We start from the raw sequence: 20302 nt of genomic DNA, 5'->3' as shown, positions 1-20302 counted from the left end.
GCGGTTTTTTTATGCCCGTAACATTGAACTGGAACGCAAGGCATCGCACACTAGGGCATTGATTCTTTTCGCCGGTGCCGCATGTCAGTTTCACGCTTTACACTCTCCGTTAAACCCCAGGAAGCCATTCTCATTTTGATCACCATGTTCTGGGGCGGAACCTTCCTCGCCGTCCAGTATGCGGTCACCCTGAGCGATCCCTTCTTTTTTGTGGGTCTGCGCTTTGCCACCGCGGCGATTGCCGTGGCGTTAATCTCACTGAAAACTCTGCGCGGGCTAACGCTCAAAGAACTGAAGGCCGGTGTGGCAATTGGTATTGCCATCGCCATGGGCTACAGCCTGCAAACCTGGGGGTTGCAGAGCATCTCCAGCAGTAAATCTGCATTTATTACCGCCATGTACGTGCCGCTGGTGCCGCTGTTGCAGTGGCTCTGTCTGGGGCGGATGCCGGGGCTGATGTCCTGCATCGGGATTGTGCTGGCCTTTATTGGCCTGATTTTGCTGGCCGGACCGGAAAATAACCTGCTGGCGCTGGGGCCGGGCGAGCTGATCACCCTCACGGGTGCCATTGCCATTGCGGCAGAAATTATTTTGATCAGCGCCTGGGCGGGAAGCGTGGACGTTAAGCGGGTGACGGTGGTGCAGCTTGCCACCGCCTCGCTGGTGGCGTTTGCCGGCATGGTTCCGGCGGGGGAGTCGGTTCCGCCAATGTCCACCGGGCTGGTTGTGGTTGCCCTGGGGCTGGGCATTTTCAGCGCCATTATTCAGGTCACCATGAACTGGGCGCAGCGCAGCGTATCACCCACGCGCGCGACGGTTATCTATACCGGTGAGCCGGTCTGGGCGGGTATTTTCGGGCGCATCGCTGGCGAGCGTCTGCCGCTGCTCGCGCTGCTGGGGGCGGCGTTTATCATCGCGGGCGTGCTGGTCAGCGAGCTAAAGCTCAGGCGCAAGAAAAAGACGCGGGTCTGTGATGAGCCGGGAGAGCAGGTATGAGCCCGCGCGCAGCGCCAAAAACCGGCAAGCGTTCCCTGGCCGTCAGCGCCAAAAAGCAGGCCATTCTTAGCGCGGCGCTTGAGACCTTCTCGCAGTTTGGCATTCACGGCACGCGTCTTGAGCAGGTGGCTGAACAGGCCGGGGTGTCGAAAACCAATCTGCTCTACTACTACCCGTCAAAAGAGGCGCTCTATGTGGCGGTGATGAAGCAGATCCTGGATATCTGGCTCGCGCCGCTGAAAGCGTTTCGCGAAGAGCTGGCACCGCTGGTCGCCATCGGGGAGTACATCCGCCTGAAGCTCGAGGTTTCCCGCGACCATCCGCAGGCGTCCAGGCTGTTCTGTCTGGAGATGCTGCAGGGCGCGCCGCTGCTGCAGGCTGAGCTGACGGGCGATTTAAAGCAGCTGGTTGACGACAAATCGGCAATCATTGCCGGATGGGTTGCCGCCGGGAAGCTGGCTCCGGTCGACCCGCAGCATCTGATCTTTATGATTTGGGCCTCAACGCAGCATTACGCTGACTTTGCGGCCCAGGTGGAAGCGGTGACCGGAAAAACGCTGCGGGATGAGGCGTTTTTCCAGAGCACCCTTGAAAACGTCCAGCGGATGATAATCGAAGGGATCCGCGTGCGTTAGTGCGCCGGGGGAAGGGGGCAGCTCAAATCGCCCTCTTCACACTGCATTAAGGACGCAAGATAGGCCTCGCGCTCGGTGGTTTTTTCCGCCAGACACTGATTGGCGATCATCGGCTGGACGCTGCCCCCCGCGCTGCCCGAGGCGGCAAACGCGCAGTCTGCATCCCTTAAGACAATCCATGCCTGCTGCGCTTTTTTTAGCAGCGGCTGCTGTGCGGCGTCGGCGCGCTTCATCACCGTCTGATACGTTTGGTTCAGCTTTTTATCTGCTGCCTGATACTGCTGAGCGGTACAGCTGTTCATGTCCGCCTGGGTGTTGGCGCTGGCGCAAACATCGGCCAGTGCGCTGGTGCTAAACAGCAGTGCGGCGCCCGCAAAAAGTAATGGTTTCATCTTCTCTCCCTACAAAAAAGCCGGATGCGCTGCGCTTATCCGGCCTACGGTAACGTATGTAGCCCCGGTAAGCGTAGTGCCACCGGGGGATTTTACACAATTAGCCGATAGTCATCAGGCTGGCGTTGCCCCCTGCGGCGGCGGTATTCACGCTGAGCGAGCGTTCAACGTACAGACGCTCCAGCAGCAGATTTGTTTCACCGCGGGCAAAGCCCTGCACCGACACGATGGCCCCGCTGCGGGCCGCCACCTGCTCGCACAGTTCGCGCAGCTGATCCGAGTCGCCGTGGTAGATCACCGCGTCAAACGGCTGGGTGAGAAGCGCATCCGGTTTCGCAAAGTGAATGCGGGCGGCCACCTCTTTCGGCAGTTGCTTGGCGAGATCGCGGTGCAGCGCGTCTTCCGGCCACAGCACCTCACAACCCGTGGCGGCAGCGGCGGCCAGCTGAACCAGCGCGTCCTGCTCGTTATCGGCCATGCACAGTACGCGCTCGCGCGGCATCAGCGTCCAGGTGTTGCGCTCGCCGGTCGGCCCCGGCAGCAGACGCTGGGTACCAGCCTGCGCCAGCTCGCCGTACTGCTGCGCCAGGGTGCGCAGTTCCGGACGCTTGTCGGCCCACTTGATGAGCGCGTCCAGCGGCTGCGTGAGCACGGCCTTGAGCTGCGCATCTACCGGGTAGGCGGCATCCTGGCGCGCCAGGGTAACGCTCAGCGCATTTTCCGGACGGTTTGCCAGCAGACGGTACAGGTACATCGGTCCACCCGCTTTCGGACCGGTGCCGGACAGGCCTTCGCCGCCGAACGGCTGCACGCCCACCACTGCACCCACCATGTTGCGGTTGACGTACAGGTTGCCGACTTTCGCGCTGCCGGTAACCTGAGCGATGGTTTCATCGATGCGGGTATGCACGCCAAGCGTCAGGCCATAGCCGGAGGCGTTAATCTGCCCGATAAGCTCGTTCAGGTTGTTTCGGTTGTAACGCACGACGTGCAGCACTGGCCCGAAGACCTCTTTTTTCAGCTCGTCGAAGCTTGCCAGCTCAATCAGCGTTGGCGGGACAAAGGTGCCGGTCTGCCATTCGCGGGCGTCTTCGCTGTTCTCACGCACTGCCTGGAACACCGGGCGGCCTTTGGCACGCATCGTCTGAATGTGGTTCTCGATATTCTCTTTCGCCTCGGCGTCAATCACCGGCCCAATGTCGGTGGTGAGGCGTCCCGGGTTGCCCATGCGGCATTCGGCCATCGCGCCGCGCAGCATTTTCAGCGTATGGTCGGCAATGTCATCCTGCAGGCACAGCACGCGCAGGGCCGAGCAGCGCTGACCTGCGCTGTCAAACGCCGAGGCCAGCACGTCAACCACCACCTGCTCGGTGAGCGCGGAGGAGTCGACGATCATGGCGTTCATCCCGCCGGTTTCCGCCACCAGCGGCGTAGGGCGTCCTTGCGCATCCAGACGCGTGGCGATGTTGCGTTGCAGCAGCGTCGCCACCTCGGTGGAGCCGGTAAACATCACGCCGCGCACGCGGTTGTCTGAGGTCAGTTTTGCCCCAACCGTTTCACCGCGGCCCGGCACCAGCTGGACCACGCCCGCAGGCACGCCCGCTTCGCGCAGGATAGCGATACCCTGGGCGGCAATCAGCGGCGTTTGCTCGGCCGGTTTCGCCAGCACGCTGTTGACTGCGGCGAGAGCGGCAGCAATCTGGCCGGTAAAGATCGCCAGTGGGAAGTTCCACGGGCTGATACAGACAATCGGGCCAAGCGGACGGTGCGTTTCATTGTCGAAATCATCGCGTACCTGCCCGGCATAGTAATGCAGGAAGTCAACCGCCTCGCGCACTTCGGCGATGGCGTTGCTGAAGGTTTTACCCGCTTCACGCACCAGAATGCCGATGAGCTGCTGCATCTGATCTTCCATCAGCACCGCCGCGCGTTCCAGAATGGCGGCACGCTCCTGCGGCGGCGTCGCGAACCAGATTGGCGCGTTGTTCACCGCGCTCTCCAGCGCCTGCTCCACTTCCGCTTCCGTGGCTTCACGCGCGTAGCCGACGATATCTTTTGGCTCCGCCGGGTTGATCACCGGCTGCATTTCACCGTCGTCGACGGCGTGCTCAAGAATCGGTTTTGCCTGCCATTTCTGCAACGCGCTGTTGAGCAGGGCAGAGGAGAGGGATGCCAGACGGTGTTCGTTGGCCAGATCCAGGCCCGCGGAGTTAACACGGCCTGCGCCGTACAGTTCGCGCGGGAGGGCAATTTTCGGATGCGGCAGACCAACCTGACCTTCCTGCGCCGCCATTTTTTCAACGGCCAGCACCGGATCGGCCACCAGTTCATCCAGCGGCAGCGTAGTGTCGGCGATGCGGTTGACGAAGGAGGTGTTCGCGCCGTTTTCCAGCAGACGACGCACCAGGTAGGCCAGGAGGGTTTCATGCGTCCCGACCGGGGCATAAATTCGGCACGGGCGGTTCAGCTTGCCGTCGGCCACTTTGCCGGTCACCTGCTCGTACAGCGGTTCGCCCATGCCGTGCAGGCACTGGAACTCGTACTGTCCCGGATAGTAGTTCTGCCCGGCCAGGCTGTAGATTGCCGCCAGCGTGTGGGCGTTGTGGGTGGCGAACTGCGGGTAGATCAGGTTCGGCACGCCGAGCAGTTTTTTCGCACAGGCGAGGTAAGAGACGTCGGTGTAAACCTTGCGGGTGTAGACCGGATAACCTTCCAGGCCTTCCATCTGCGCGCGTTTGATTTCGCTGTCCCAGTAGGCGCCTTTCACCAGACGGATCATCAGGCGGCGACGGCTGCGGGAGGCGAGATCAATCAGATAGTCAATGACGAACGGGCAGCGTTTCTGGTAGGCCTGGATCACAAAGCCAATCCCGTTCCAGCCCGCCAGCTCTGGTTCAAAGCACAGTTTTTCCAGCAGATCGAGGGAGATCTCCAGACGGTCGGCCTCTTCGGCGTCGATGTTAATCCCGATGTCGTACTGACGCGCCAGCAGGGTCAGGGATTTCAGGCGCGGATACAGCTCTTCCATCACCCGGTCATACTGCGCGCGGCTGTAGCGCGGGTGCAGGGCAGAAAGCTTGATGGAGATGCCCGGCCCTTCATAAATGCCGCGCCCGTTGGAGGCTTTACCGATGGCGTGGATCGCCTGCTGGTAAGAGACCATGTACGCCTGTGCGTCGGCGGCGGTCAGCGCCGCTTCGCCCAGCATGTCGTACGAGTAGCGGAAGCCTTTGTCCTCGAGCTTGCGGGCATTTGCCAGCGCTTCGGCAATGGTTTCCCCGGTGACGAACTGCTCGCCCATCAGGCGCATCGCCATGTCCACGCCTTTACGGATCAGCGGCTCGCCGCTCTTGCCAATGATGCGGTTCAGCGAGCGGGAAAGATTCGCTTCGTTATGGGTTGACACCAGTCTGCCGGTAAACAGCAGCCCCCAGGTGGCGGCGTTAACGAACAGCGACGGGCTGCGGCCAATGTGTGACTGCCAGTTGCCGTTGCTGATTTTGTCGCGGATCAGCGCATCGCGGGTGGCTTTGTCCGGAATACGCAGCAGCGCTTCCGCCAGGCACATCAGCGCCACGCCTTCCTGAGAGGAGAGGGAAAACTCCTGCAACAGGCCTTGCACCATCCCGGCGCGGCCGGTGGCATTTTTTTGATTACGCAGCTTGTCGGCCAACTGGTACGCCAGGCTGTGCGCCTGAGCGGCAATGTCCTGCGGCAGGCGGGCCTGCTCCAGCAGCATCGGCACGGCGTCGGTTTCGGCCCGACGGTAAGCGCCGGTAATGGCTGCGCGGCTGACGGATTGCGGCAGGATCTGCTCGGCGAACTCCAGGAACGGCTGATGGGTCTCTTCGACAACAGCGGCGGTTTCTTCGCTTTCGTTCGCTGCGCCGGCGAGCAGGGCAGGCAGCTCGGGCAGCCCTTCGTCGCTCTCCAGCCTTTCGAGATAATTATAGATCGCCTGCTTGATTAGCCAGTGCGGCGTCCGGTCAATGCGGGTCGCCGCGGTTTTAATCCGTTCGCGGGTAGCGTCATCCAGCTTAACCCCCATGGTGGTCATCCCCATGCCAAAACTCCTGTTGTTCTGTAAGCGTGTTCAATCGTTAGCGTGAAATATCCACCATGTTGCAACTTTGTGCAACCGTGTTAAATGTGACCTGTGCTGCAAGCTGGCAAATGGCTTAATTGTTAATGACTGGTTAGCTAAAAAATGACGAAGGCGAGGTCGCCTGTGGCGCGGTTTCATGCGGAACTTAACAGTTTTGAAAGGTGCAACCCGTAAAAGCGTGAGCGAGTGCAACCTATAGGAAAGACGTATCAAACCTGGGATGTATTTGATGTAAATGCCGTGTTAAATCGTTTGTGTGCGAGCACTGCTTCCGGCAGGATACGCGCGGCCAACAGAAATACAGACACTCATTACCCCGTTCCGGTAATGACATAACAAGGCAACCCGGACGGTTGTCGCTCGACAATTTGGAGAATTTGAATGGCAATTAGCACACCGATGCTGGTGACATTTCTCGTTTATATCCTCGGCATGATCCTGATAGGGTTTTTGGCATGGCGTTCAACGAAAAACTTTGACGACTATATTCTGGGCGGCCGCAGCTTAGGCCCGATGGTGACCGCGCTCTCTGCGGGTGCCTCCGATATGAGCGGCTGGCTGCTGATGGGGCTGCCGGGCGCGATTTTCATTTCCGGGATTTCAGAAAGCTGGATCGCCATCGGCCTGACCGTCGGCGCATGGATCAACTGGAAGCTGGTGGCGGGCCGCCTGCGCGTCCACACCGAAGCCAACAATAACGCCCTGACGCTGCCGGACTACTTCACCGGCCGCTTCGAAGACAACAGCCGCATCCTGCGTATTATCTCTGCGGTGGTGATCCTGCTGTTCTTCACCATCTACTGCGCCTCCGGCATCGTAGCCGGTGCACGTCTGTTCGAAAGCACCTTCGGCATGAGCTATGAAACCGCGCTGTGGGCCGGTGCCGCCGCAACCATCATCTATACCTTCGTGGGCGGGTTCCTGGCGGTAAGCTGGACGGATACCGTGCAGGCCAGCCTGATGATCTTCGCCCTGATCCTGACGCCGGTGATTGTGATTTTCACCGTCGGCGGTTTTGGCGAATCGCTGGAAGTGATCAAGCAGAAGAGCATCGAAAACGTCGATATGCTGAAGGGGCTTAACTTCGTGGCCATCGTCTCCCTGATGGGCTGGGGTCTGGGCTACTTTGGTCAGCCGCATATCCTGGCGCGCTTTATGGCGGCGGATTCTCACCACACCATCGTCCATGCACGTCGCATCAGTATGACGTGGATGATCCTCTGTCTGGCTGGCGCATGTGCGGTCGGCTTCTTCGGGATTGCGTACTTCAACAACAACCCGGCGCAGGCAGGGGCGGTGAACCAGAACGCCGAGCGTGTGTTCATTGAACTGGCGCAGATCCTCTTTAACCCGTGGATTGCCGGTATCCTGCTATCTGCGATTCTGGCGGCGGTGATGTCGACCCTGAGCTGCCAGCTGCTGGTCTGCTCCAGCGCAATCACGAAGACCTCTACAAGGCGTTCCTGCGTAAAGGGGCGAGCCAGAAAGAGCTGGTGTGGGTAGGGCGTTTCATGGTGCTGGTGGTGGCGCTGGTCTCCATCGCGCTAGCGGCAAACCCGGAAAACCGCGTGCTGGGGCTGGTAAGTTACGCATGGGCAGGCTTCGGCGCGGCCTTTGGTCCGGTGGTGCTCTTCTCGGTACTGTGGTCGCGCATGACCCGCAACGGCGCGCTGGCGGGGATGATTATCGGTGCGGTCACCGTCATCGTCTGGAAACAGTTCGCGTGGCTGGGCCTGTACGAAATCATTCCGGGCTTCATCTTCGGCAGCATCGGCATTGTGGTGTTCAGTCTGCTTGGCAAGGCACCGTCTGCTGCGATGCAAAAACGCTTCGCTGAAGCGGACGCGCATTACCACTCTGCACCACCGTCTAAGCTGCAGGCAGAATAATTTTTCCACGTCACACCGTAGGCCGGGTAAGCGCTAGCGCCACCCGGCTTTTTTCTTGCAAATTTTCCAGAGTTACGGTGATATCGCTGCACTTATAACGATGAGGATAGCGAACAATGACAATTAAAACAGGGTTGATGGTGGCGGCATTACTGATGCTGGCAGGCTGTAACGCGCCCGCGCAACGCACAGCCGTGGAGACCTGCAAAGCAGATAACCAGATGCAGCAGACCACGCTCTATTTCGGCTTAAACCGTCCTGCTGGCGCGCAGATCACCGGCAACGAGTGGCAGCAGTTTGTCGATCAGGACGTGACGCCACGTTTTCGCGACGGCTTAACGGTGTTTGACGCGCGCGGTCAGTGGCTGGGTAACGACGGAAAAGTGGCGCGGGAGCCGAGTAAAGCGCTGATGCTAATCCATGCTCACGATGCGCAGAGCGAAAAGAATATCGAAGCGTTGCGCGGGATCTATAAATCTCGCTTCGCGCAGGAGTCGGTGATGCGGGTCGATCAGCCGGTGTGCGTGCAGTTTTAATAAAACCAGGCCCGGTGGCAGCTACGCCTTACCGGGCCTACAAATCCCGTAGGCCCGTGCAAGCGAAGCGCCACCCGGCAAAGCCTCTTACAATACCAGCCCCGCAAAACTCGCCGACAGCAGGCTCACCAGCGTTGCGCCATACACCAGACGCAGACCGAAGCGCGAGACCACGTTGCCCTGACGCTCGTTAAGGCCTTTAATCGCTCCGGCGACAATGCCGATAGACGCAAAGTTAGCGAACGACACCAGGAAGACGGATAAAATGCCCAGCCCGCGCGGTGACATCTGATGGGCAATTTTTTGCAGCTCAATCATCGCCACAAACTCGTTCGCCACCAGTTTGGTTGCCATAATGCTGCCGGCGTGCAAGGCATCGTGGAGCGGGATCCCAATAAGCCACGCCAGCGGATAGAAGACGTAGCCCAGGATCTGCTGGAAGCTCATACCAAATACGCTGGAGAAGAGGGCGTTGACCGCGCTAATCAGCGCAATAAAGCCAATCAGCATCGCCAGAATAATCATCGCTACTTTAAACCCGGCCAGAATATATTCGCCGAGCATTTCAAAGAAGCTTTGCGATTCATGCATTTTTTCCAGCTTAATCTCTGATTCCGCTTCCGGGCGCGCCGGGTTGATAATCGAGAGAATAATAAAGGTGCTGAACATATTGAGAATAAGCGCCGCAACGACAAATTTGGCGTCGAGCATGGTCATATAGGCGCCGACAATCGACAGGGAAACGGTCGACATGGCGGTGGCAGCCATCGTAAACAGACGGCGCGAGGAGAGATCGCCCAGGACGCCTTTGTAAGCAATGAAGTTTTCCGACTGGCCGAGGATCAGCGAGCTTACCGCGTTAAACGATTCCAGCTTGCCCATGCCGTTCAGCTTTGACAGCAGCGTGCCGATTACGCGAATAAAAATCGGCAGAATACGCCAGTGCTGGAGAATACCAATCAGCGCCGAAATAAATATAATCGGGCACAGTACGCCGAGGAAAATAAACGCCAGCCCTTTTTCACCCATCCCCCCGAAGACAAAATTCGTCCCTTCGGCCGCGAATTTCAGCAGGGATTCAAAGAATCCCGAGACGTAACGAATAATAAACAGGCCGCTTTGCGCGTGCAGGAAAAAAAAGGCCAGCGCAATTTCAATAACGATCAACTGTAAGACAAAGCGAATACGAATTTGGCGGCGATCGAAACTCACCAGCCAGGCAAGGGCGAGGATTATGACCAGCGCCAGCAGGAAATGGATAATGTTATACATAGTGTGGTTACGGTTGGTTTTTGAGGCGGACATTTAGCCACAGTGCCGATTAACCGTAAATGGGCATTTTCGTTATAACTTATAAACTTAATTATAACTACGCTAACTATTACCCGGCGATCCGTTTACATCTCGTCATCAAAACGCCCCATATTTCGCTTGTTTTTCTTTCCGCCGTAATGATAATCACTATCAAAAGAATTTACCTTTCTTTGCATCAGTTGACCGCGATAAACATTTAAGGTGTCGGCATGTTTGTTCCATTTCTCATTATGTTACGTGAAGGCCTTGAAGCGGCCCTGATTGTCAGCCTTATCGCCAGTTATCTGAAGCGAACCCAGCGCGGACGCTGGATTGGCGTGATGTGGGTGGGCGTTTTTCTGGCGGCCGCGCTCTGTCTGGGGTTGGGCATTCTTATCAACGAAACTACCGGCGAATTCCCGCAGCGGGAACAGGAGCTGTTTGAAGGGCTGGTCGCAGTGATTGCGGTGGTGATCCTCACCTGGATGGTGTTCTGGATGCGCAAAGTGTCGCGCAACGTGAAGGTGCAGCTGGAGCAGGCGGTGGACAACGCACTGCAAAAAGGCAATCACCACGGCTGGGCGCTGATCGCGATGGTCTTTTTCGCCGTCGCGCGCGAGGGTCTGGAATCGGTTTTCTTCCTGCTGGCGGCATTCCAGCAGGATGTCGGCATCTGGCCGCCGCTGGGTGCCATGCTCGGGCTGGCAACCGCCGTCGTGCTCGGCTTTCTGCTCTACTGGGGCGGCATCCGCCTTAACCTGGGCGCGTTTTTCAAATGGACCAGCCTGTTTATTCTGCTGGTCGCGGCCGGGCTGGCGGCGGGGGCGATCCGCGCCTTCCATGAAGCCGGGCTGTGGAATCACTTCCAGGACGTGGCGTTTAACCTCAGCGGCATTCTCTCCACCCATTCTCTGACCGGAACGTTACTGGAAGGCATTTTTGGCTACCAGGAAACGCCAAGCATCAGCGAAGTGGCGGTGTACTTCCTCTACCTTATTCCGGCGCTGGTGCTGTTCTTTATGCCTTCGCGCCCCAGCACTCAGCCGTCGCAAATCGCGCCGTGAAGTGCATTATTTAGTTACAACATACTTTTAAATGGGAAAGGTCATGGCAATTCAATTTCGTCGTAGTGCGTTACAGGTTGGTATGGCGGCGCTCTTTGCGTCTGCATTATCCGCGCAGGCCGCTGATATTCCGCAGGTGAAAGTCACCGTGAATGATAAGCAGTGTGAACCGATGACCATCACGGTTAACAGCGGTAAAACCCAGTTTATTATTCAAAACCACAGTCAAAAGGCGCTGGAGTGGGAGATCCTCAAAGGCGTGATGGTGGTGGAAGAGCGCGAAAATATCGCGCCGGGCTTCACCCAGAAGATGACCGCTAACCTGCAACCGGGTGAATATGACATGACCTGCGGTCTGTTGACGAACCCGAAAGGGAAACTGATCGTTAAGGGCGAAGCCACTGCTGACGCGGCCAAAGGGGATGCCCTGCTGAGTCTGGGTGAGGCCATCACCGCGTATAAAGCGTATGTCATGAAAGAGACTGCGGATCTGGTTGCCGGGACAAAAGCCTTTATCGACGCGGTGAAAGCAGGAGATATCGAAAAAGCGAAATCCCTGTATGCCCCAACCCGCCAGCACTATGAGCGTATCGAACCGATTGCCGAGCTGTTCTCCGACCTCGACGGCAGTATCGATGCCCGCGAAGATGACTACGAGCAGAAAGCAGCCGATCCTAAATTCACCGGCTTCCACCGCCTTGAAAAAGCTCTGTTCGGCGACAACTCCACCAAAGGGATGGAGAAATATGCGGAGCAGTTGAACAGCGACGTGCTGGACCTGCAAAAACGCATCAGCGAGCTGGCGTTCCCACCGTCAAAAGTGGTGGGCGGTGCAGCAGGCCTGATTGAAGAAGTGGCGGCGAGCAAAATCAGCGGTGAAGAAGATCGCTACAGCCACACCGACCTGTGGGATTTCCAGGCGAACGTTGACGGCGCGCAGAAGATTGTTGATTTGCTGCGTCCTCAGCTGCAGAAAGAGAACGGCGAACTGCTGGCGAAAGTCGATGCTAATTTCAGGAAAGTCGACGCTATTCTGGCGAAGTACCGCACCAAAGACGGATTTGAAACCTACGACAAACTGACCGACGCTGACCGTAACGCGCTGAAAGGCCCTGTGACCACCCTGGCGGAAGATCTGGCTCAACTGCGCGGCGTGCTGGGTCTGGACTAAGTAGAATGAACAAGCAAGACGAGTATGACGTCGCACAACCGTCGCGACGTCGGTTACTGAAAGGGGTAGGGGCGCTCGGCGGCGCGCTTGCCCTGGCGGGAGGGTGTCCGGTGGCACATGCGGCAAAACCGCAGAGTGCCCCCGGCACGCTGTCACCGGATGCCCGCATGGAGACCCAGCCTTTTTACGGCGTGCACCAGTCGGGCATTTTGACCCCGCAGCAGGCCTCCATGATGCTGGTGGCTTTCGATTCACTGGCAAGTGACAAAGCCGACCTGGAGCGTTTGTTCCGCCTGCTGACGGCACGTATCGCGTTTCTCACCGCGGGTGGGCCAGCCCCGGACACGCCAAATCCGCGCCTGCCGCCGATGGACTCCGGTATTCTGGGGCCGTTTATCGCCCCTGATAATCTGACAATCACCGTATCGCTGGGTGAATCGCTGTTTGATGCACGTTACGGGCTGACCAAACAAAAGCCCATTTCGCTGCAAAAGATGACGCGTTTTCCCAACGACTCCCTCGACGCGGCCCTCTGTCATGGCGATCTGCTGCTGCAGATCTGCGCCAATACGCAGGACACGGTGATCCACGCCCTGCGGGACATTATTAAGCACACGCCGGACCTGCTGAGCGTGCGCTGGAAGCGGGAAGGGTTTATCTCTGACCACGCTGCCCGCAGTAAAGGAAAAGAGACGCCGGTCAACCTGCTGGGCTTTAAGGATGGCACGGCCAACCCGGACAGCAGCGATGCCACGCTGATGAACGAGGTGGTCTGGGTGACCGCCAACCAGGGGGAACCGGCATGGGCTGTGGGCGGCAGCTATCAGGCGGTGCGGATCATTCAGTTCCACGTCGAGTTCTGGGATCGCACGCCGCTTAAAGAACAGCAGACGATCTTCGGTCGCGATAAGCAAAGCGGCGCGCCGCTCGGCATGAAGAACGAGCATGACGTGCCCGACTATGCCCGCGACCCGCAAGGGGACGTGATTGCGCTGGATAGCCATATCCGGCTCGCCAATCCGCGCACGCCAGAAACACAGTCCAGCCTGATGATGCGCCGTGGCTACAGTTACTCCCTGGGCGTGACAAATGCCGGCCAGCTCGATATGGGGCTGCTGTTTGTCTGCTACCAGCACGACCTTGAGAAAGGCTTCCTGACCGTGCAGAAGCGGCTCAACGGCGAAGCGCTGGAGGAGTACATTAAACCTATCGGCGGTGGCTATTTCTTTGCTCTGCCTGGACCGCGCACGCCAGATGCCTATCTCGGTCAGGGGCTGATCGAAGCCTGATAATCGTCCCTGCGATTGTTCGCAGGGACATTATTTTTCGCGATGACTATCTTGTTGTTATTTTTCTGTAATATTTCTATATGAGACTGAATCCACTGCAGGTACAGTCTTAAAAGTTGCATTATGGTAAAATAAATGTTGCATTTATGATAATCCCTGATGTACTTAAGATAAGACAGCGGTAGTTCCCGGCAGTGAAACTGATTCACTATGGAGATCGCGAATGGTAGCGTCCTGTACTGGACAAGGTAAACGTAACACCCGCAGCACCCGGCGCGGAGGCTCTGACTCCGGCAGCGATCTTTTCACTACAGATTTATCCCCCTCAACGCAACACCCTCTTACTACCGACGTGCAAAATGGTGCGCGTAGCCGTTTTGTGTCGTCATCCGGCAAAGCAAGCAATGGCTTACAAGGAAGCCAACCCTCTGATGTTTGTGCGCATAATCGTGCCGACGCTGGCGCGTGTGATGAATACCAACAACTCAAGGTGCTATCCATGGGAAGACAAAAAGCAGTGATCAAAGCTCGTCGCGAAGCAAAACGTGTGCTGAGACGGGATTCACGTAGTCATAAACAGCGTGAAGAAGAGTCGGTCACCTCGCTTGTGCAGATGAGTGGCGTAGAAGCAATTGGCATGGCGCGGGACTGCCGTGATACTTCCCCAATTGTGGCGCGGAATGAAGCTCAGGCGCACTACCTGAATGCTATCGAGAGTAAACAGCTCATCTTTGCAACCGGTGAAGCCGGATGCGGGAAAACCTGGATTAGCGCGGCCAAAGCGGCAGAGGCGCTGATCCATAAGGACGTGGACAGAATTATTGTCACCCGTCCGGTACTGCAGGCTGATGAAGATCTCGGTTTCTTACCCGGAGATATCTCAGAGAAGTTTGCTCCCTACTTCAGGCCCGTCTATGACGTGCTGGTGAAGCGACTGGGCGCATCCTTTATGCAGTACTGCCTGCGGCCAGAGATTGGCAAGGTGGAAATCGCGCCGTTCGCCTATATGCGCGGACGTACATTTGAAAATGCGGTCGTGATCCTTGACGAGGCTCAGAACGTGACCGCTGCGCAAATGAAGATGTTTTTAACGCGCCTCGGGGAGAACGTGACGGTCATCGTCAATGGCGATATCACCCAGTGCGACCTGCCGTCGGGCGTCAAGTCCGGCCTGAGTGACGCCATGGCTCGTTTTGAAGAAGACGAGATGATTGGGGTGGTACGCTTTACCAAAGATGACTGCGTGCGTTCGGCGCTGTGCCAGCGAACGCTGCAGGCGTACTACTGAGTGACGTGTTGTGTTCAAGGCCCGGGGAACCGGGCTTTGTTTTTTTGTGCAGTTTGTTGCGCCGGGTGGCGCTGCGCTTACCCGGCCTACGGGGCCGGTGCGGTTTTACCAAAGGTTAGGACGTTTTCCCTCTCCCTTGGGGAGAGGGTTAGGGTGAGGGGCCCAGACCGCACAAGGGTGAAGTGCAACATGCAAAAAAAAGCCCGCATTTTCATGCGAGCTCTTTCTTAAATATGGCGGTGAGGGGGGGATTGACTCGCTGCGCTCGCCCGTTGTCGAACCCCGGTCGGGGGTTCTCATCCCCCCGTTGGTGTGCAACATGCGAAAAAAAAGCCCGTACTTTCGTACGAGCTCTTCTTTAAATATGGCGGTGAGGGGGGATTGACTCGCTGCGCTCGCCCTTCGGGCAGCCTGTTCGCTGCGCGCCCAGTCTGTCCAACGGGCTGCCGCCCGTTGTCGAACCCCGGTCGGGAGTTCTCATCCCCCCGGTGGTGTGCAACATGCAAAAAAAGCCCGTACTTTCGTACGAGCTCTTCTTTAAATATGGCGGTGAGGGGGGGATTCGAACCCCCGATACGTTGCCGTATACACACTTTCCAGGCGTGCTCCTTCAGCCACTCGGACACCTCACCATATTGTTTTGCTGCCTGACCGCTTGGGGGCAACGGGGCGCTACTATAGGGAGTTGCGCTAAAACGGTCAAGCAGATTTTCTGTATTTGTGCTTGTTCGGTTAAGCCTTAATCAGCTTAGGTTGCAGCACCGGGTATTAACGCTGTGAATCGAGCATTTCGCCGTTTTTCACGACTTCCTGCGCCTTACCGTAGCTTTCGATCAACAGCTGATAGGCCGGGAAGATATGCGTATAAACCTCAGCCCACTGTGCAGCGTCTTCACGATTCCATGTCCGCTGGATCTCGGAGGCCACGGCAGCGGTATCCATTGGCACAACGCCCGCCTGAACCACACGGGCCAGGGTGATCTCCTGCGCCATTTTGCTGTAGGTGCCAGAGGCATCAATCACCGCAAACACTTTATAGCCGTCCGCCACCGCGCTGATGGATGGGAACGCCATGCAGACGCTGGTGATGGTCCCGGCAATAATCAGCGTTTTACGCCCGGTGGCTTTTACCGCCGCCACAAACTCCGGGTTATCCCAGGCGTTAATCTCACCTTTTCGGGCTACGTACTGGGCGTGCGGCGCGTTGGCGTGGATCTCCGGGATCAGCGGTCCGTTTGGCCCCTGCGGAACGGATGCAGTGGTAATCACCGGGATCTGCGCAAGCGTTGCGATTTTTGCCAGTGCTGCCGCACGGGCGCGCAGTTCCGGCATAGGCATGTCGCCAACGGTCTGGAACAGCCCGCTCTGATGATCGATAAGCAGCATGACCGCATCATTCGCATCAATGACCGGGCGGGAACCGTTAAAATTTGCAGGTGTAGACATGTTCTTCTCCTTTATGACGAGAGGATCTGGCCAAAACGGCCTGAGTTGAAATCACGGATAGCTTCTGCGATTTCGGTTTTACTGTTCATCACAAACGGGCCGTAACCGACGATCGGCTCGTTCAGCGGTTCGCCCGCCATCAGCAGCACTTTGGTATCGCTGTTGGCTTCCAGGTGGACGGTGTCACCTTGCTGGCTGAGCACCACCAGCTGCGCTTCACCCGCCTGGGCGGTGCCGTTCACCGTGACGCTTCCTTCCAGCACCACAAGCGCTGTGCTCCAGCCTTCGGGCTGATGGAAGGTGTGGTGGCTTCCCTGATTCAACGTCATATCCCAGACGTTCAGCGGGGAGAACGTCCGGGCCGGGCCGTCAGTCTCGCCGTAGCGGCCTGCGATCACCCGCAGCGTTCCACTGTCGTCCGGCAGCGTCACCACCGGGATCGTCTCTTTGGTGATGCTTTGATAGCCGGGTGCGGCCATTTTGTCTTTCGCAGGCAGGTTGACCCACAGCTGCATCATTTTGAGTTCCCCTCCTTTTTGTGAGAACGCGCTGGAGTGAAACTCTTCGTGCAAAATGCCCGAGCCTGCCGTCATCCACTGCACATCGCCCGGTCCAATCACGCCGGCTTGTCCCGTCGAATCGCGATGCTCCACTTCGCCGGAATAGACAATGGTGACCGTTTCAAATCCACGATGAGGATGCTGACCAACGCCGCGTTTTGCCCCGTCAGCCGGGAAGGCAAAGGGACCGGCGTAGTCCAAAAGCAGGAACGGGCTGAGCGGTTCACCGTGCGTCTGATAAGAAAACATCGAGCGAACCGGAAAACCGTCGCCGACCCAGTGCTGTCGCGGTGCGGTATAAACGCCTGTGACCTGTTTCATGATGAACTCCTGATGTTCTGTTGATGTAATTAGCTTATATTCAGGTCTAATATTCCGGTAGAGCGTGAAAATGACACTCACTGTTCCGTTTGTGGAACGATGGAGAGGGTATGCAGGATCTCAACGATTTAGCCTGGTTTGTGAAAGTGGTCGAGCACGGAGGATTTGCGGCAGCGGGGCGGGCGCTTGATGAGCCTAAATCGAAACTGAGCCGCCGGATAGCTCAGCTGGAGGAGCGGCTTGGCGTGCGCTTAATTCAGCGTACCACGCGGCAGTTTACGGTGACGGAGGTCGGGCAGACGTTCTATCAGCACTGTAAGGCAATGCTGGTGGAAGCGGAGGCGGCAGAGGAGGCCGTGGCTGCGCTGCAGGCCGAACCGCGCGGTATCGTCAGGATCACCTGTCCGGTTACGTTGCTGCATGTCCACGTAGGGCCAATGCTGGCACGCTTTCTGGCGCGCTATCCCGGCATCAATCTGCAGCTGGAGGCAACCAATCGGCGGGTCGATCCGGTAGCCGAGGGGATTGATGTGGCGATCCGCGTGCGGCCGCGTCCGTTTGATGACAGCGATCTGGTTCTAAGGGTGCTGGCCGACAGGGGACATTGTCTGGTGGCGGGGCGGCAGCTGGTTGAACGCCTGGGCGCACCGCTTACCCCCTCGGCGCTGAGCGACTGGCCGGGCTTAAGCATGGGAGCCGGTAAACAGGTACATAAATGGGATCTCTGCGGTCCGCAGGGCGCAAAAGCGGAGATCCATTTCACGCCGCGCTTTATTACCACCGACATGCTGGCGCTACGCGAAGCGGCGATGGCGGGTGTGGGCGTAGTGCAATTGCCGATTTTGATGGTGAAAGAGCAACTTGCCTCCGGTGAACTCGTTCGGGTACTGGAAGACTGGGAACCAAGACGGGAAGTGATCCACGCGGTTTATCCGTCCCGGCGCGGGCTGTTGCCATCCGTCAGAACGCTGGTGGATTTTCTCACCGAAGAGTATGCACGTATGGTGGAGGAGTAATAATTCCCTCTCCCCTGGGGAGAGGGCTAGGGTGAGGGGCCCAGACCGCACAAGGGTAAAGTTCAACATGCAAAAAAAAAGCCCGTACTTTCGTACGAGCTCTTCTTTAAATATGGCGGTGAGGGGGGGATTGACTCGCTGCGCTCGCCCTGCGGGCAGCCTGTTCGCTGCGCGCCCAGTCTGTCCAACGGGCTGCCGCCCGTTGTCGAACCACGGTCGGGAGTTCTCATCCCCCCGGTAGTGTGCAACATGCAAAAAAAAGCCCGCATTTTCATGCGAACTCTTCTTCAAATATGACGGTGAGGGGGGGATTGACTCGCTGCGCTCGCCCTTCGGGCAGCCTGTTCGCTACGCGCCCAGTCTGTCCAACGGGCTGCCGCCCGTTGTCGAACCACGGTCGGGAGTTCTCATCCCCCCGGTAGTGTGCAACATGCAAAAAAAAGCCCGCATTTTCATGCGAACTCTTCTTCAAATATGACGGCGAGGGGGGGATTGACTCGCTGCGCTCGCCCTTCGGGCAGCCTGTTCGCTACGCGCCCAGTCTGTCCAACGGGCTGCCGCCCGTTGTCGAACCCCGGTCGGGGGTTCTCATCCCCCCGGTGGTGTGCAATATGCAAAAAAAAAGCCCACATTTTCATGCGGGCTCTTCTTTAAATATGGCGGTGAGGGGGGGATTGACTCGCTGCGCTCGCCCTGCGGGCAGCCTGTTCGCTGCGCGCCCAGTCTGTCCAACGGGCCGCCGCCCGTTGTCGAACCCCGGTCGGGGGTTCTCATCCCCCCGGTAGTGTGCAACATGCAAAAAAAAGCCCGTACTTTCGTACGAGCTCTTTCTTAAATATGGCGGTGAGGGGGGGATTGACTCGCTACGCTCGCCCGTTGTCGAACCCCGGTCGGGGGTTCTCATCCCCCCGGTGGTGTGCAACATGCAAAAAAAAGCCCGCATTTTCATGCGAGCTCTTCTTTAAATATGGCGGTGAGGGGGGGATTCGAACCCCCGATACGTTGCCGTATACACACTTTCCAGGCGTGCTCCTTCAGCCACTCGGACACCTCACCATATTGTCATCCCGTTGTTGTCGGGACGGGCGCTAATGTAAGGAAAAGCCGAACTGCCGTCAACTCACTTTTTCAGTAATGTCGTGCGTTTAGACAAACTTCAGACAACCTGATTCCTAAATGCACGGAAACCGTCTTTTTTATCAGCAACGCGGATGACGATGAAATTTGTTATGCTGGCAATCCAGTTGAAAATGAAAATAAAACAGCGCAATAAAAGGCAGGAATGACTATGGATATTATTTTCTATCACCCCACTTTTGATACGGCTTACTGGATTAATGCACTTTCAGCGGCGCTGCCGGGTGCGCGGGTACGTGAGTGGAAACGCGGCCATAACGATCATGCTGACTATGCGCTGGTCTGGCACCCGCCGGTAGAAATGCTGCAGGGCCGCGAGCTGAAAGCCGTATTTGCCCTGGGCGCTGGCGTGGATTCGATCCTCAGTAAACTGAAAGCCCACCCGGAAATGCTGCCGGAACATATTCCGCTGTTCCGCCTGGAAGACACCGGCATGGGTCAGCAAATGCAGGAGTATGCAGTTAGCCAGGTGCTGCACTGGTTCCGCCGTTTTGATGACTATCAGGCGTTGAAACAGCAGGCCCGCTGGGAGCCGCTGCCTGAGTACCCCCGGGAAAACTTCACGATTGGTCTTCTCGGGGCGGGCGTACTGGGATCGAAAGTGGCCGAAGCCCTTGCCCCATGGGGGTTCCCGCTGCGCTGCTGGAGCCGCAGCCGCAAGGATTATCCGGGTATAGCCAGCTTTGCAGGAACACAGGAGCTGCCAGCGTTTCTGAAAGACACCCGCGTGTTAATAAACCTGTTGCCAAATACTGCTGAAACCGTGGGCATCATCAACGGCGAACTGCTGAACCAGCTGGCAGACCAGAGCTACGTCATGAATCTCGCGCGCGGCGTTCACCTTGTGGAAGCCGATCTGATTAAAGCTCTGGACAGCGGTAAGCTGAAAGGTGCAATGCTCGATGTCTACAGCCGTGAACCGTTGCCAGAAGAAAGCCCGCTGTGGGCGCACCCGCGGGTGGCGATGACGCCGCACATCGCGGCGGTCACACGGCCTGCCGAAGCCGTGGCGTACATTTCCCACACCATCAGCGAGATTGAAAAAGGAAAAACCGTCACCGGGCAGGTCGACAGACAGCGTGGATACTGACAGTAACCCGGCGTTGGCCGGGTTTTTGCTAATATTCGCCGCTGATAACTGCTATCCTTTGAAAAAATAGCCGA

At 57.7% G+C, this 20302-nt stretch carries 14 protein-coding genes, 2 tRNA genes, 2 other RNA genes and 1 pseudogene; 10 read left to right on the top strand and 9 right to left on the bottom strand.

The genetic code is table 11. The features are described 5' to 3' along the window. Positions 1–81 precede the first annotated feature (81 nt). Positions 82–996, top strand: a complete 915-nt coding sequence (locus I6L58_RS04265; RefSeq protein ID WP_088207531.1) for a DMT family transporter — start codon at positions 82–84, stop codon at positions 994–996. Next, positions 993–1631, top strand: coding sequence for an HTH-type transcriptional regulator RutR (rutR, locus tag I6L58_RS04260; protein WP_006174606.1), 639 nt, complete (start codon positions 993–995; stop codon positions 1629–1631). The genes I6L58_RS04265 and rutR overlap by 4 nt, the downstream gene beginning before the upstream one ends. Here the strand turns inward: rutR and I6L58_RS04255 are convergent. Further along, positions 1628–2023 carry a lysozyme inhibitor LprI family protein gene (locus I6L58_RS04255; protein WP_088207530.1) on the bottom strand — a complete coding sequence of 132 codons (396 nt, stop codon included), beginning with the start codon at positions 2021–2023 and terminating at the stop codon, positions 1628–1630. The two genes, rutR and I6L58_RS04255, sit on opposite strands and share 4 nt — an antisense overlap. Positions 2024–2123: 100 nt before the next feature. Further along, on the bottom strand, positions 2124–6086 hold the full coding sequence (gene putA / locus I6L58_RS04250; protein WP_088207529.1) for a trifunctional transcriptional regulator/proline dehydrogenase/L-glutamate gamma-semialdehyde dehydrogenase: 3963 nt from the start codon (positions 6084–6086) through the stop codon (positions 2124–2126). A 423-nt stretch (positions 6087–6509) separates the two neighbouring features. On the opposite strand from putA, the pseudogene putP reads away from it, so the two are divergent. After that, positions 6510–8017, top strand: a pseudogene (putP, locus tag I6L58_RS04245) (sodium/proline symporter PutP). A 116-nt stretch (positions 8018–8133) separates the two neighbouring features. Then, positions 8134–8553 (top strand): DUF3574 domain-containing protein, encoded by a 420-nt coding sequence (locus tag I6L58_RS04240; protein ID WP_088207528.1) that lies wholly within the window; start codon positions 8134–8136, stop codon positions 8551–8553. An 87-nt stretch (positions 8554–8640) separates the two neighbouring features. On the opposite strand, the gene I6L58_RS04235 is transcribed toward I6L58_RS04240, so the two are convergent. Then, positions 8641–9825: a NupC/NupG family nucleoside CNT transporter gene (locus I6L58_RS04235; RefSeq protein WP_088207908.1), complete on the bottom strand. Its 1185-nt coding sequence runs from the start codon at positions 9823–9825 to the stop codon at positions 8641–8643. Positions 9826–10076: 251 nt separating this feature from the next. On the opposite strand from I6L58_RS04235, the gene efeU reads away from it, so the two are divergent. From efeU to phoH, 4 genes are all read left to right on the top strand, one after another. Then, positions 10077–10910, top strand: a complete 834-nt coding sequence (efeU, locus tag I6L58_RS04230) for an iron uptake transporter permease EfeU (protein ID WP_088207526.1) — start codon at positions 10077–10079, stop codon at positions 10908–10910. 43 nt (positions 10911–10953) lie between these two features. Further along, a complete protein-coding gene (efeO, locus tag I6L58_RS04225; RefSeq protein WP_088207525.1) occupies positions 10954–12081 on the top strand; it encodes an iron uptake system protein EfeO in 1128 nt (375 codons plus the stop codon). Positions 12082–12086: 5 nt separating this feature from the next. Then, on the top strand, positions 12087–13370 hold the full coding sequence (gene efeB, locus I6L58_RS04220) for an iron uptake transporter deferrochelatase/peroxidase subunit (protein WP_006174615.1): 1284 nt from the start codon (positions 12087–12089) through the stop codon (positions 13368–13370). Between the two features lie 499 nt (positions 13371–13869). Continuing rightward, a complete protein-coding gene (gene phoH, locus I6L58_RS04215; protein WP_006174616.1) occupies positions 13870–14658 on the top strand; it encodes a phosphate starvation-inducible protein PhoH in 789 nt (262 codons plus the stop codon). A 544-nt stretch (positions 14659–15202) separates the two neighbouring features. Here the strand turns inward: phoH and I6L58_RS04210 are convergent. The 3 genes from I6L58_RS04210 to I6L58_RS04200 all read right to left on the bottom strand — a co-directional run bounded on the left by I6L58_RS04210 (position 15203) and on the right by I6L58_RS04200 (position 16985). Then, positions 15203–15290: transfer RNA gene (locus I6L58_RS04210), tRNA-Ser, on the bottom strand. Between the two features lie 136 nt (positions 15291–15426). Further along, positions 15427–16104, bottom strand: coding sequence for an isochorismatase family protein (locus I6L58_RS04205; RefSeq protein WP_058609174.1), 678 nt, complete (start codon positions 16102–16104; stop codon positions 15427–15429). An 11-nt stretch (positions 16105–16115) separates the two neighbouring features. Beyond that, positions 16116–16985 carry a pirin family protein gene (locus I6L58_RS04200; protein WP_088207524.1) on the bottom strand — a complete coding sequence of 290 codons (870 nt, stop codon included), beginning with the start codon at positions 16983–16985 and terminating at the stop codon, positions 16116–16118. Positions 16986–17095: 110 nt separating this feature from the next. Between I6L58_RS04200 and I6L58_RS04195 the strand changes: the two genes are divergently transcribed. Then, a complete protein-coding gene (locus I6L58_RS04195) occupies positions 17096–18001 on the top strand; it encodes a LysR family transcriptional regulator (RefSeq protein ID WP_006174620.1) in 906 nt (301 codons plus the stop codon). A gap of 294 nt (positions 18002–18295) precedes the next feature. On the opposite strand, the gene I6L58_RS23110 is transcribed toward I6L58_RS04195, so the two are convergent. The 3 genes from I6L58_RS23110 to I6L58_RS04185 all read right to left on the bottom strand — a co-directional run bounded on the left by I6L58_RS23110 (position 18296) and on the right by I6L58_RS04185 (position 19057). Beyond that, positions 18296–18433, bottom strand: a non-coding RNA gene (locus tag I6L58_RS23110) — RtT sRNA. Between the two features lie 43 nt (positions 18434–18476). Next, positions 18477–18614, bottom strand: a non-coding RNA gene (locus I6L58_RS04190) — RtT sRNA. A gap of 355 nt (positions 18615–18969) precedes the next feature. Continuing rightward, positions 18970–19057, bottom strand: a tRNA-Ser gene (locus I6L58_RS04185). Between the two features lie 232 nt (positions 19058–19289). Here I6L58_RS04185 and ghrA point away from each other — a divergent pair. Next, positions 19290–20228 carry a glyoxylate/hydroxypyruvate reductase GhrA gene (gene ghrA, locus I6L58_RS04180; protein ID WP_088207523.1) on the top strand — a complete coding sequence of 313 codons (939 nt, stop codon included), beginning with the start codon at positions 19290–19292 and terminating at the stop codon, positions 20226–20228. Positions 20229–20302 lie beyond the last annotated feature (74 nt).

The sequence above is a fragment of the Enterobacter cancerogenus genome (assembly GCF_019047785.1).
GTDB classification, from domain to species: domain Bacteria; phylum Pseudomonadota; class Gammaproteobacteria; order Enterobacterales; family Enterobacteriaceae; genus Enterobacter; species Enterobacter cancerogenus.
This window is presented reverse-complemented; position numbering and strand designations above follow the sequence as displayed.